Below are 13013 nucleotides of genomic sequence, written 5' to 3'. Positions count from 1 at the left end.
AGCTTTAAAATCAGACAGACTAGGCTGCAGTAAATCAATCGTTGTGCTGCGATGAGCTCACTAAGCGAGACAATCCCTCTGGCGAATAGACTCACTTCTAATGATCATCCTGAGACAGCAATGAAAATCTCTATGCCGCCATCAATATAATACTTTTCATAATCATATGTATATGTCCTGTTTAAGTTCCCGTCTTTTTCCAATTTCCAAATTTCATTCCACGTATTAAATACTCCTTGGCTAGAGTCTTTATTAACTGTGAATACCTTATACTTTGTCTCATCGGGGATTGTTATTGAAAAGCCATCATCCCCATCAATAGCGACACTCAATGTGTAGTCGCCTTTAAAATCAGACTCGTATTCATAGTATAGTCCATATATGCTTCCTTCGTGCTTGATCTCATTCAAGTTTGCAGAGGCACTTTTCCACATGTCTGAAATCTTTTCCATCATACGCTCATCATTAAAATTATTTGTCCTAATCGTATTAATAATTTTTAAATCCATAAAGTTCCCGCCTTTCACACTCATTAAAAATAGAACATTTGTTCTTTTTTATTATAAACAAATCTTTCCAAAGATGCTATCTTTTTATTTTCCATTAAAGAAGTGGCCAAAAAATTGCTTATGCAATCAAAATGGTATAATACTATAAAATGCTTAAAAAGGATGTTTCAATTGGAATGGAGACCAGATAGAAAATCTAAAATACCGCTTTATAAACAGCTCGCTGCATATATAGAAAATGGAATATCTGACGGTACTTTTCCACCTGACAAGTCGCTGCCGTCTGAAAGAGGGCTGGCAAAACAGTTTGACATAAATAGAAGCACAGTTGTGGCTGCGTATGATGAATTGCAGTCCAATGGCCTCATTAATCGAAACAGAGGAAGCGGAACCACTGTAAGTAAAGATATTTGGGGACTTGCAAAAAAACGTATGCCTAGCTGGAACAGATATATTGAAGCCGGTTCGTTTCTACCAAACTTGCCTGTTACGCAAAGAATATATAAAGAGCTTGCTGAGACGAAGCTTATCAATTTAGCCAGCGGGGAACTATCTCAGGATCTTTTTCCTTTAGCCTCGCTAAGAGAGATTACTGCAAGCAGGTCTTTTATTGGTAGCTTGGGATATGACCATCCCCAAGGCAATGAAATTCTCAGAAAAACATTAGCTGCCCACGTCAGCCAATATAGAGACATTGAGACAAATGCATCTTCTATCCTTATTACATCCGGTGCGCAGCAGGCCCTGCATCTTGTTGTTCAATGCCTGCTAAAACATGGAGATGCCGTTGCTATCGAAGATCCCTCCTATCATTATAATTTACCGATATTTAAGTCTGCTGGAATAAAAACATATGACTTAAAATCGGAAAAGGACGGTATCAATCCTGATGAAATTACAAATTTATATAAAAAACATCGGATTAAAATGATATTTCTCAATCCTATTTTTCAAAACCCTACTGGTGCTTTAATGCCAGAATCGAAAAGAAGAAAAATTCTTGAATTGTCTTCCGAGTATGGCATTCCTATTGTGGAGGATGACCCCTACAGCTTAACCTCCTTTTTCGGGGAAAAAATACAGCCTCTTAAATCATATGACAAAAATGGAAATGTACTTTATATAAGCTCACTGACCAAAATAATTGCTTCTGGACTAAGAATAGGATGGATTATTGGACCAAGAGCAGTGATTGAAAGATTATCTGATGCAAAACAGCAAGTTGACTTTGGTCACGGCAGCTATTCGCAATGGGTCGCAAATGACTTTTTAGAATCGAGAGAATTCAAATCACATATTAAGCACTTAGTTAAACAATTAGAGCAAAGAAGAGATCAAATAGTTTCCAGTCTCCAGCTTTTTTTAAAAGACGAAGCTGACTTTGATATTCCTCAAGGAGGAATCCATATTTGGTGCAAATTAAAAAAAGAGGTCAGTGATATTCAGTTGCTCGAGGAATCAATAAAAAGAGGTGTAATATATGTACCGGGAACAACGATGGGGTCTGAAAAAGGTTTTGTCCGTTTTACCTTTGCAAGAGAAAACGAAGCAACCATACATGAAGGCATTAAAAGATTTGCTGAGGCTTTGGCAGCTATTTAGAGGAAGCTGTGATCAAAAAATGACAGATCTTATTAAATCTGTCAGAGTGTAGAGAAGTTGATAATATGGAAATTCGGTTAAATTAGGAGAGGTGACCGCTCGACTCCTGCTTAGAGTAGCGAAACAGCCGAGACACTAAAGGCGCGCAAGCGAAGAAGCAGCTCGACGCGCGCTCCGCGGAAAGCGAGCGGTTTTTTGAAAGATCTTATTAAGACGGTCTTCTTCCTATTGTACTTTACATGAGCCAAATATAAACGGCCAGTGCAACTAAAGCGATAAATATGATGACCACATATATTAACGTTAAATTAGTTGTATTTCTTTTTGTTGAGCTTCCGTAATTTTCATCTGCCTTTCCAGTTAGCAGTAAAGTAGAAACCACAGCAAAAATTAAAATTAAAATGACTAACCCGAGCAATATTTGCATGCTGCACCTCTTTATTTTATAATTTCCCTTAATTAAATCATAACGTACTTAGTAAAATTATTAACCATCCAATTTTTCGTAAAATAAACCATCCACTTTTACTGTTTGAAAACGCCCCTAGCATTTAGACAATAAAAAGAACACCATAAATTAATTTGGTGTTCCTGGAGGATAATAATATGGCGGTATCTTTAACCATCCATGACTTTCCATAAGGGTTTTAAAAGAGGTGCTATATTTTAAAAGTTCAATTAAAACGCCAATCATTAACTGAGCTGAATCATTTCTTATAGACATAGCTAAGGATTGTCCAATTAGCGTGATTTGTGCGGCTATCTTCGCAGATATTAAATTGGCAAGCTCATCATCTGAGTACTTAACTCCTAAAGGAATCGAATGAGAATCGGATTTCGGCTTTTCTGGAGATGTTGCCGGAAGCGGAATTCCCTCTTCCTTAAGAAAGGCACTCAAGTTGTTACTCGTTTTCTTAGAGAGAGCTAGCCCGTCACCTAAAGCATCTAATAGCTCTTTGTTATTAGTTGTATTCATACCAATTTCATATAAAGATACGCCTTCCTCTAATAGCGTCAGCAAAAGCCAGTGATTTGTTACTTCCCCAGTATGTAATGGTTTTTTATTATTATTGCCTACTAACGGCTTAAGGAAATCCTTTAGCGATTCGAAAATATTCGTCAATATATACACCTCCTTTTATAGGTATTTTTCTCAATACATTCTGTTTTAATGCAAAGCTCATTAAATTTATGACTCAAAAACCATAATTTACCTTTTAAACCTAAACTAAAATTATGCTAATATACTAATATATGTAATTTAATAGGTTAGTAATTCCATATAGCTATACTTTGCAACTTTTGATTTTAAATGTAGAAAAAGGAGAGGAAAAATGGTTTATCCAACTGTAACCGATAAAGACCCAGAGAAAATACATATCGTAAAAGATCAAAACTATACTGTCTGCGGCTATTGCTACAATAAGTTCGCAACATTTACGAAAGAGGACTTAAAAAAAATACATTTTATAAAAGTAGAAAAAATCACGTGCAACTCCTGTACTTCCAGTTTTTCATAAAGCTTTTTACTTTATGCTGGATTTTTATTCTGATCATTCATGTGGTACAGGAAACCTGAATTATACATAATAATCATTATTATTTTGAGCTGAAAGAATGCAGAAAAAAACAATTCTCCAAAATAGAAGAATTGCTCACGGCAACGCAGACATAAAAGCTATCCATCGTTTCTCCTCAGCCATGCTAATACTTCCCATGTATGGCCATCAGGATCTTTGAAATAACCAGAATAGCTCCATTCATTTGCTGCAGCCGCTTTTAAGATTTTTGCGCCTGCATTTTTTGCTTTCAGAAGTATTTGATCTACTTCTTCATTGCTGCCTGCATTATGGGTTAAGATTAGTTTGGAGGTGCGCGATATGCCTCCTATCTGTTCAGTCATTCGCGCAAACTCTGATTGCTCGAATAGGACTAGTGAGATGCCATTCTCTAAAAAAAATGCAATATGGTCCTCACCCGAAGATACTTGCTCATCATGCAATTCAAGTAGCTCCCGATAAAATCGCTCTGATTCTTTAAGGTCTTGTACTGGAACGGTAATCATATCAATGTTTGGCTTCATACGTTTACACCTTTTCTTTAAGTCATTACAGGCTCTCAGCCAATTTTTTTATTTCAGCTTTTGAAACTTCAGCAAATTCTATTGAAGCATCGTAATACATCTGACCATTTTCAATGATTGAAAAATCGCCAATTTCAATCTTTAATAAGGTTTGATTGTCTTTATCTATAAGATTGTAATGATAGGCCACTTCCCCAGCCTGAGGCTTAACCTTCCACGCGGTGCCATAAAGATCTATTACTAATTCGAGATTTGGAACAGCTTTGCTAATGCTTGTAATTGATTGTTCACCATTGGGCAATTTCCAAACTACCTTGCTTCCAACCGTCATATTTTCTTCAGGATAGTTTTCGGGCAGTTCATCCCATTGTGCAACATATTCTGGATTAACAAGGACCTCCCATACCTTTGATGCATGAGCATTAATAAGCGTCTCCGTGCATACTGTTAACTCCTTCGTCATATCATCCCTCCGTAAAAAGTTCATTAGTTATATTGTCCCTTAATCTTATCTCATAAAACAACGAAATACAAGAACATACGTTTCGTTTTAAATAACAAAATTGCCTCTAAAATCATGGAAGTGCCTTGTGCTTCTTAAGCAAAACAGATTGAGCGGCCTTAATCAAATAATTAAATCAGGCATTTACTTTTTCCTCCCTATATAAAGCAAATGGGAGGATACACCCAATGTATAAGTATCTGAAGCTCTTTCTTTAATAAGTTGAATCACCTTATCAGCCTCTCCTCTTTCCTTCCAATAATCCCAATTATGTTCATTTAACATAGCGCCCATATTTGATCCAATTAATTCCTTTGTTTCAAATCCATGCGATTCCATAAATGGATTGATGTCATCTATTTCAAAGTAATATGCCCCAGTAAAGCGCCCCTCATCAGAATGGTTAAAACACCCTGATTCAGAGAATTGAAGGATACGATCAATACGATTATTCGGTTTCCAACTCTCTGGATATAAAAGGGAAGTAAGAATATGTCTAATTCTCGGCATAAATGCAACAAATACAATGCCGCCCTTTTTAGTTACTCTATTCAATTCCTTAACAGCTTTTATTCGATCTTTCTCTTTCTGTAAATGATACATAGGTCCAAGCATTAATGACGCGTCAAATTGCTCATCATCAAGCATGGACAGATTACAGGCATCCGCAATATAAAAACCTAAAAATTTTTTTGCTACTCCAAGTTCCTTTGCCTTCTTCTCAGCTATTTCCACTAATCTAGGAGTAATATCTGTTAATGCTACTTTATAGCCCTCTTTTGCAAACGCTATAGAATACTTCCCTGGTCCAGCCCCATTATCAAGGATTGTTGCGCTTTCACGTAAATATTTTTTCATATAATGCCAGTTCACTTGAAATTCTACAGGCTCTCGCTCCAGTCGTCCTAACTCATCAAATTGATTATAGTATTTTAAAATATTATCCATTTTTTCTCCCTTTTTATCTTATTTTCCAACTTTTTTGGCTTTAGAGGCATTCAATAGACTCCGTTAAATTTGGCGTACAAACATTGAAGTGGCCAATGGGCTTTCTTTCTTTTCTGATCTTGCTTATCATTAGCGATTAACGTAAGATTGATAGGCTCTATATGAATATATTATTGAAATGAGCAAGGTACATAAAAGGATGGCTAGAAAACCGGGCAACATCAGTGCATCTGGAAGAAATACACATAGCAGCATGGCTATTCCGCCGATAAAGAGCGGGTAAGAAAAAGGTCGAATAATGATATTCCAAGCTTGATTGGTTGATTGAGTAAATTCTGAGGAAGTTTGATGTATTTCTAGTTGAAATCTTGGAAGGGTATTCGCTGTAGTGATGAGTACAATGCCTGCGCAAACCGGAATGAAGAGCAGTATATTCACTTCTCTGCCTGTTGCTGCAAGAATTAAACCGACATACAGAAGCGCAAGGATGATTGATAAAGATAAGAAAATGCTTTCAATTCCTTTCTTATAGCGTGTGAAGACATCAAATTTGAAAAGCTTCGGAAAAATGAAAAGCTGAATATTAACTAATAACATTGTGAAAGGAATACTAAAGAATAATATTTCACTTGCACCATATTTCACCTCATTAATAGGCACATCCATGCTATATAAATATAGACCCATGCCAATAGATGCTAGGGTTAAAAAAACGATAAAGCTTTTTGTAAACATTATTTCTCCTCCAATTTGTTTGAATTAAATTGAATAATCCATTTCAAAACTTCCTGAAAAACAGTTGCATTCAAAGAATAATAAACAAATTGACCTCTTTTAACGGCATACACTAATTCAGCATTTTTTAAAATAGATAAATGTTGAGATATTCCAGCTTTGCTTATTTCAAAATGATGAGCAATATCCCCTGCAGTCATATCTCCATTTCTTAATAGGTCTAATATTTTTCTGCGATTTTCATCAGATAAAGCTTTAAATAAATCATTTATGGACAAATATAATATCCTCCTCTTTCATTATTTAAGTATTTACTTAATTACTTAAATTATATGCGATTGGAGATAAATGTCAATCGCGATTTTCACTATTTAGATCATTCTCTCCTTATAAAAAGTATAAATTCCCCCCAGGCTGTAGAAGAACTTATTTCAAAAATAAAAATGAAAGATATTGGATTCCCCAATGCTTCCCACTCGCTTTCTAGCGAAATGTGATTTATCCCGACGATAGGAGCGGTTTCTCTGTGGTTCAGCCGAATAAATGTGATTTATTACGATTAAAAAGCTCAGCGATAGGTTGACAAATTCTCCTGTTTTTTTATAGTAGTAATGTATTAAAAAACAGCTTTCAGAACAAAATATAGAATATAGCTAGTCATTTAACATATTTATTTATGGATAACCTTTCTACTATTGTTTTAAAGGAGAATAAGAATGCTTGAGAATAATGAGAGAATGTTAATGAAGAGAGAGATTGTATTCTTGCAGGATATGAAACGTCATTTGAATAATCCTAAAGATCCTCGTACAAGCATCATTGAAGAGCATATTTCACTTCTAGAAGAGGCAATGGATGAAAAAAACATTGAGTAGAAAAAGAATGTCTATGAAAATTAAAGACATTCTTTTTTTCTTTTATTTATTTTACAGTTAACAACGAAATGCTATGTGCTAATTCTTGTGAATTACCTTCGTATAAGTGAAAAGTAAGAGAATCAATTAAGTGATTAACTTTTGCATCAAATTCTGCCAAGCCATTTACCTCAGCTGACCAATGAATATCAGGTATCGCAATAATATACTTCTCATCAGCTGTATGAATAATAAAAACATCAGAATTTTTTTACCGAGTACATTTAACTTTTCCTGTAAATATTTCATATGGACTTCACCACCTTAGTGTGATTGACCTGCAATTTTTCTTTTTTCTAAGGGGTAATTCTAGTTTTGACCATAGTATCAGATTATGTATTGATAAAGCAAATCATCACGTAGCTTAATAGATTTACTTCACAAATTTGTACAAGAGGATATCATCAAGATACCTATCTTCACTTGCAGCCTTCCTTAATAAAACCAATCGATCATCCTACAAAGCTCCTTCCTTTTTCTATCCATTGATTTCTCCATTTTGCAATTAGTAAATGCGCTTCATATAAGCCATTAAGCATTATAATCACTCCTTTTCGCTTAAATGTATCACCTAGCAATAAACTGAGAAATCGAACGACTTTTGATGAAAATTGACGAAAAATTGCGTTTTCTGATATATTATAATAGAATTTTTCTAAATTTCCGAAGGAGAAAACCTTTATGGACACACTGCGTGAAGATAATTTTAAGAGGAAAAAAAAGAAAAAAAGCAGGATATTTTGGACACTTATTCTCAGTTTTCTTACGTTACTTATGCTAATTGCTGCCTATGCCTATTTCGACTATAAAAACAGTCTTAAAAAAGCAAACACTTTTACAAGTGTCCCTCAGGAAAATTACGACTTTAATGGAATTGAAGATGATTTAGGAAAAACTAATGTTTTGCTATTAGGTGTTGATTCAAGAGGGGAAGAGGCATCGCGGTCAGATACCATTATGATTGCACAATATGACCCTGATACTGGCAAATCAAAAATTGCCTCCATCATGCGTGATACATATGTTGATATCCCCGGATTCAAAAAGCAAAAAATTAATGCAGCGAATGCTTTAGGCGGTCCTGAGCTTGTAAGGGAAACAATCAAAGCGAACTTCAATATTGACTTGCAATACTACGCCATGATCGATTTCAAAGGTTTTTCAAAAGTTATAGATGTCACCTTCCCAGATGGAATTGAAGTAGACGTGGAGAAGAAAATGTCGAAAGGAATTGGAGTGACACTGCATCCCGGTGTACAAAGCCTAAATGGTGATGAGCTCTTAGGCTACGTAAGATTTAGAAATGATGCACAAAACGATTTTGGCAGAGTCGAACGCCAGCAGGAAGTAATCGGCAAAATGGCAGAAGAAATCTACCATGTCGGCAATATTGCTAAACTGCCAAAAATAGTTGGCACCGTCCAGCCTTTTGTTAATACGAATCTTAAAAGCACCACCTTAATTTCATTAGCTTCCAGTTTCTTAACAAAAGACTCCTCCTTTGAAAATATAAGAATACCAGTTGACGGCACCTATTCACCCGTAAGATATGAAGGGATCGGCGAAGTTTTGGAGGTCAACCTAGAAGAAAATCAATCGGCTTTAAATGAGTTTTTTAATTGATTATATGTTATAAGCGCGGCATCGTATGGATGCCGCGCTTTTCTTCATGCTGTTTGCTATTTCTTTAAGGCAAATGTAAAGAGCGTCATAATTGCCAATAGAACGCCTGCACCAAACAAAATGCCTCCAATTATGACAAAGTTAATATCATACATTGCGCTATTATGCGCTAGGCTAAACATACTAAATAAACCGGCTACCAAAAATAAAAATGAAGTCATCGCTAATGCTTTTAGATTATTGCTATTCACAGAACTACCCCTTGATAGATTAATATATTCAGATTCTTTTTACAGTATAACTGAACTTGACGATAGATACTGCAATTTTTTAATTGACTTCTCGATTTCATCTTTTTTATATTTCCGGGCACTACTTTTGCAAGGTCGTTCGATCATAAGCACAGTCACCTGTCTCACAAACAATCTAATCAGCCTTCTGCCTTTTTCCTCCCAGTCAACGTATAGAAAACAATAAAGCCGATAAATGAAGTTGTGAATAGAATCGCTCCCATCGGTATTGCTGTGGTTTCATTGATGCCTACGAGTGGAGAGACTGCGGCGCCCAAAATTAAAGGCATCATGCCCAGTACTGCACTGGCACTACCAGCACGGTGGCCTTGATGCTCCATTGCCAAGGTAAATGAGCTTGTAATGATCATCCCCATTGTTGTCATATAGATAAATATTGGAATCACTATTGTGGCTAGCGGACCTTGGATAATGGTCATAATTAATAAGAACGCAGTTGCCGATGCAGCGACAGTCACTGCAATTTTAAGCAGCGTTCTTTCAGGCACTTTGCCTCCTAGCCGCCCTACAATTGTACTTCCAGTAATGATGGCAATGCCGTTGATGCCAAACAGGATGCTGAACACTTGAGGTGATACGCCATAAATTCCTTGATAAACAAATGGTGTTCCGGACACATAGGCAAAGCTTCCTCCATGAACAAAGCCGACTATTAAAGCATAGCCTATAAAGGAACGGTCTTTAAATAAACCGCCCATCGTTTTTAAAGTAAACCGAAGCGAGCTTGGCACCCTTTTTTCCACGGGCAAGGTTTCCTCTAATTTGAATGCAACAATGGATACAATAATAAGTCCAATGATTCCGAGGAAAATAAATATCGTGCCCCAGCTTGCAAATGGCATCAACAGGATAGCGCCTCCTGCGATTGGTGCTACTAAAGGAGCTACTGCATTAATCACCATTAACAGTGCAAAGAATTTAGTCAGTTCGCGACCACTAAATACATCACGAACCACTGCACGTGATAAAACGACCCCAGCAGATGCAGTCATTCCTTGTAAAAATCTTGCGATAACCAATGTCGTGATATTTGGCGCGATAGCACATAGGAAGGATGCGAGAGCAAATAAAAAGATAGAAATTAATAATGGCCGTCTTCTCCCTTTCGCATCACTGATTGGGCCGATGATTAACTGGCCGACAGCTAGCCCGATTAAGCATGCCGTTAAGCTTAGTTGAACGAGTGAAGCACTTGCATTCAAGTCTTCCGCAATACTTGGAAAGCTAGGCAAATACATGTCAATATTCAGCGGGCCGAGCGTTGCCAGCATACCGAGAAGAAAAGCAAGCGCCATTCGCTCTTTTCCTGTTGGGTTATGAAGCATTACCTTTCCTCCCTTCCGATAATTTTATAAAGCTCGTTTAAATGACGAATTTCATAAGTTGGCATCACATGAATATCATCCGGTTTCTTTTCAGGATTGATCCAGCAAGTATCCATGCCAGCCTGCTTTCCGCCTGCCATATCTGCGAGCAGTGAATCACCGATAATTAGTGCTTTATCTGGAGAAAAATCTGGAATTCGTGCGAATACATAATCAAAAAATTCCTTCATCGGCTTTTGAAAGCCGGTATCCTCCGACACGAAAACCTTCTTAAATAATGGGTGCAATCCGGAATCGCGCAAGCGTCTATCCTGCGTTTTTGATACTCCATTCGTTACGACATAGAGTTCATACTGATCAGCTAATCGGCTTATTAAATCAAGTGCTCCATCCATTAAATGATGGCCCTGTTCTAAAAAGCTGCGGTAGCTCTTTTCCATAAATGCTCCGTCTACTACTTTGCCATATTCTTTTAAAAAGGTTGCAAAGCGTGTATTTAACAGCGTATCTCTCGTAATTTTTCCTTCTTCAAAAGAACGCCACAATGATTGATTAAATGAACGGTAATGCTTTTCAATCTCCGGAGTTAACAGCAATTGCTCTTGTTCAAAAAGCAGCTGCAATGACATTTTCTCTGTTGCTTGAAAATCTAATAAAGTATCATCGATGTCAAATAGTAAATATTGATATTGTTTCATTTTTTCTCTCCTGTTCTACTCACATGCTGTTCATTTCTCATATAATGAATGTCCTGCTATATTTTTTAACCCCTGCCAATCTTTAATCACAATGCTTTTACTGTTCCGTTCGACTAAACCTTCTTGTATAAATTTCAGCAGCACTCGATTCAAATGGCGGTAACTGGTACCAATTAAATTTGCTGCATCCTTCAAACTTTCCGTACTATGGATGCCAGTTACTAGTGAGTGCTGCTCATCAAAGGAATGTGACAATAAATAACTGGCCAGCCTGACATCCACTGAATGCATTAAATTAAAGCTAAGAAAATCGGATTTCACATAAAATTTTTGCGTAATAATCCCGAGCATAAACTTTAAAAAAGGCGGATGATTTTCACAGTGTGCTCTTAAAGCTTTATATGGAATTCTAACGACAGTTAGCGGAGAGACGGCTTCCACTGTATTAATAATATCGATTTTCTGAACATACTCAATGTCTCCAATTAGCTCAAGTGGCGTTTTGAAAGATAGAATTAACGTATTGCCTTCAGATGAGGTTGTGAATACTTTCACCTTTCCTTTTACTATGATAAATAATTCACAAGCATTGTCCCCTTGCATACAAAGATGCTCTCCCTGCTCATAATAACAAAGAGAAAGATCACCTATCAGTTTGGAAGGAAATACATCTTCGATTGCAAATTTTTTCAAATATAGCTTTAGTTGCTGATGATTTGCCGATTGAATCAATCCAACACTTCCCTTACGCTTTTATTAAAAGATAACAGATACAATTTGAAAAGGACATATGTCCTGAAATCTCAAATAAAAAAACTGCGCAGCAGCACAGTTATCATTTAAACTCTTCATTCGTTAAATCCATATTGACGCCTATCGCCGTTCGGCTGCCATCGCCAACAGCAATAGCAATTTGCGATGGAGAAATAATGGAGCTGTCACCAGCAGCATAGACTCCTTGTATATTTGTTCGGCCCATTCCATCAGTCATAATGCCGCCTTGAGGCATTTTTTTACAGCCAAGTCCATTTGCTATGTATCCGGAATGACACCATTCCGGACTAATAAATCCAGCCTCGATTGGTTCCTCTCTGCCATCTGCAAACCTGACTGCTTCTACTTGATCTCCTGCGCCAGTTAACTCTGTTATTATAGTCTCAATAACCTCAATCCCTTTTAATTGCAGTGTTTGTCTCGTTTTCTGATCAATCGGATGATGGCCATTCGTGCATACAATTAAATTCTTTGACCAGTTATACACGAGCTTCACAAGCTGCAGTGTCCCCAAATGACTCGAAAGAATGGCCAACCGTTTATCGCGCACCTCCCAGCCATCACAATAAACACAGTTAAATATGCTTTTTCCATAAAACCGGCCTAAACTTTTTATATTAGGAAGAATTTCTTTAACGCCAGTTGCAATAATTATCTTTTTCGCTTCAAACACATCTTTATTCATTGTGACAATCGCAAAGTGTTTATCATTCTTCCTGGCGTGCACCACTTCTGTACGTTTGATTGTTACTGAGGGATATTTGCTAATATCATGATGAGCGGCCGCTTTAAAATCAGAAGGCGAGATTCCATCTCTTGAAAGAAAGCCGTGTGAATAGCGTGTTACTTTATTTCTAGGGCGGTCCGCATCAATAAGGAGTACATTTCTTCTCGCCCTGCCTAAAACAAGCGCTGCACTCAATCCAGCTGGACCTCCCCCAATAATGACGGTATCAAACATCTTGAGTGTCCATCCCTTCAGAGAAATT

Annotated in this window: 17 protein-coding genes and 1 pseudogene; 4 read left to right on the top strand and 14 right to left on the bottom strand. The window is 36.9% G+C overall.

The features are described 5' to 3' along the window. Positions 1 to 104: 104 nt before the first annotated feature. Positions 105 to 509 carry a GyrI-like domain-containing protein gene (locus CWS20_RS01670; RefSeq protein WP_066193774.1) on the bottom strand — a complete coding sequence of 135 codons (405 nt, stop codon included), beginning with the start codon at positions 507 to 509 and terminating at the stop codon, positions 105 to 107. A 171-nt stretch (positions 510 to 680) separates the two neighbouring features. Here CWS20_RS01670 and pdxR point away from each other — a divergent pair, with 171 nt between their 5' ends. Continuing rightward, entirely contained in the window at positions 681 to 2111 is a 1431-nt protein-coding gene (gene pdxR, locus CWS20_RS01665) for a MocR-like pyridoxine biosynthesis transcription factor PdxR (protein WP_066193772.1), read from the top strand. A 235-nt stretch (positions 2112 to 2346) separates the two neighbouring features. Here pdxR and CWS20_RS01660 read toward each other — a convergent pair whose 3' ends face one another. After that, positions 2347 to 2538, bottom strand: coding sequence for a hypothetical protein (locus tag CWS20_RS01660; RefSeq protein ID WP_066193767.1), 192 nt, complete (start codon positions 2536 to 2538; stop codon positions 2347 to 2349). Between the two features lie 150 nt (positions 2539 to 2688). Beyond that, positions 2689 to 3234, bottom strand: coding sequence for a DUF3231 family protein (locus tag CWS20_RS01655; protein WP_066193764.1), 546 nt, complete (start codon positions 3232 to 3234; stop codon positions 2689 to 2691). A 211-nt stretch (positions 3235 to 3445) separates the two neighbouring features. Here CWS20_RS01655 and CWS20_RS01650 point away from each other — a divergent pair, with 211 nt between their 5' ends. Continuing rightward, positions 3446 to 3631 (top strand): hypothetical protein, encoded by a 186-nt coding sequence (locus CWS20_RS01650; protein ID WP_066193759.1) that lies wholly within the window; start codon positions 3446 to 3448, stop codon positions 3629 to 3631. A 158-nt stretch (positions 3632 to 3789) separates the two neighbouring features. Here CWS20_RS01650 and CWS20_RS01645 read toward each other — a convergent pair whose 3' ends face one another. The 5 genes from CWS20_RS01645 to CWS20_RS01625 all read right to left on the bottom strand — a co-directional run bounded on the left by CWS20_RS01645 (position 3790) and on the right by CWS20_RS01625 (position 6657). Continuing rightward, positions 3790 to 4194: a VOC family protein gene (locus CWS20_RS01645; protein ID WP_066193754.1), complete on the bottom strand. Its 405-nt coding sequence runs from the start codon at positions 4192 to 4194 to the stop codon at positions 3790 to 3792. Positions 4195 to 4219: 25 nt separating this feature from the next. Next, complete coding sequence (locus CWS20_RS01640; protein ID WP_066193747.1) at positions 4220 to 4657, bottom strand: SRPBCC family protein; 438 nt, start codon at positions 4655 to 4657, stop codon at positions 4220 to 4222. Between the two features lie 183 nt (positions 4658 to 4840). Beyond that, positions 4841 to 5644, bottom strand: coding sequence for a class I SAM-dependent methyltransferase (locus tag CWS20_RS01635; RefSeq protein WP_066193745.1), 804 nt, complete (start codon positions 5642 to 5644; stop codon positions 4841 to 4843). Between the two features lie 129 nt (positions 5645 to 5773). Beyond that, positions 5774 to 6379 carry an SdpI family protein gene (locus CWS20_RS01630; RefSeq protein ID WP_066193741.1) on the bottom strand — a complete coding sequence of 202 codons (606 nt, stop codon included), beginning with the start codon at positions 6377 to 6379 and terminating at the stop codon, positions 5774 to 5776. Beyond that, positions 6379 to 6657 carry an autorepressor SdpR family transcription factor gene (locus CWS20_RS01625; protein WP_066193738.1) on the bottom strand — a complete coding sequence of 93 codons (279 nt, stop codon included), beginning with the start codon at positions 6655 to 6657 and terminating at the stop codon, positions 6379 to 6381. The genes CWS20_RS01630 and CWS20_RS01625 overlap by 1 nt, the downstream gene beginning before the upstream one ends. 438 nt (positions 6658 to 7095) lie before the next feature. Here CWS20_RS01625 and CWS20_RS27855 point away from each other — a divergent pair, with 438 nt between their 5' ends. Further along, entirely contained in the window at positions 7096 to 7254 is a 159-nt protein-coding gene (locus CWS20_RS27855; protein ID WP_157090504.1) for a hypothetical protein, read from the top strand. Positions 7255 to 7300: 46 nt separating this feature from the next. On the opposite strand, the pseudogene CWS20_RS29270 reads toward CWS20_RS27855, so the two are convergent. After that, a pseudogene (locus tag CWS20_RS29270) lies at positions 7301 to 7489 on the bottom strand (YueH family protein); the annotation flags it as partial. 485 nt (positions 7490 to 7974) lie between these two features. Here CWS20_RS29270 and CWS20_RS01615 point away from each other — a divergent pair. After that, entirely contained in the window at positions 7975 to 8916 is a 942-nt protein-coding gene (locus tag CWS20_RS01615) for an LCP family protein (RefSeq protein WP_066193733.1), read from the top strand. A gap of 56 nt (positions 8917 to 8972) precedes the next feature. On the opposite strand, the gene CWS20_RS01610 is transcribed toward CWS20_RS01615, so the two are convergent. The 5 genes from CWS20_RS01610 to CWS20_RS01590 all read right to left on the bottom strand — a co-directional run bounded on the left by CWS20_RS01610 (position 8973) and on the right by CWS20_RS01590 (position 12985). Further along, positions 8973 to 9167 carry a hypothetical protein gene (locus CWS20_RS01610; protein ID WP_066193730.1) on the bottom strand — a complete coding sequence of 65 codons (195 nt, stop codon included), beginning with the start codon at positions 9165 to 9167 and terminating at the stop codon, positions 8973 to 8975. Between the two features lie 179 nt (positions 9168 to 9346). Continuing rightward, positions 9347 to 10552: a Bcr/CflA family efflux MFS transporter gene (locus tag CWS20_RS01605; protein WP_066193726.1), complete on the bottom strand. Its 1206-nt coding sequence runs from the start codon at positions 10550 to 10552 to the stop codon at positions 9347 to 9349. Next, positions 10552 to 11250: a YjjG family noncanonical pyrimidine nucleotidase gene (locus CWS20_RS01600; RefSeq protein WP_066193723.1), complete on the bottom strand. Its 699-nt coding sequence runs from the start codon at positions 11248 to 11250 to the stop codon at positions 10552 to 10554. Before CWS20_RS01600 ends, CWS20_RS01605 begins: the two co-directional genes overlap by 1 nt. Positions 11251 to 11280: 30 nt before the next feature. Further along, positions 11281 to 11982: a Crp/Fnr family transcriptional regulator gene (locus tag CWS20_RS01595; RefSeq protein WP_066193719.1), complete on the bottom strand. Its 702-nt coding sequence runs from the start codon at positions 11980 to 11982 to the stop codon at positions 11281 to 11283. 103 nt (positions 11983 to 12085) lie between these two features. Beyond that, a complete protein-coding gene (locus CWS20_RS01590; RefSeq protein WP_066193717.1) occupies positions 12086 to 12985 on the bottom strand; it encodes an NAD(P)/FAD-dependent oxidoreductase in 900 nt (299 codons plus the stop codon). Positions 12986 to 13013 lie beyond the last annotated feature (28 nt).

Source organism: Cytobacillus horneckiae (genome assembly GCF_002835735.1).
GTDB classification, from domain to species: domain Bacteria; phylum Bacillota; class Bacilli; order Bacillales; family Cytobacillaceae; genus Cytobacillus; species Cytobacillus horneckiae.
Note: the sequence above shows the minus strand (reverse complement) of the source record. Positions and strands in the feature narration are given on the sequence as shown.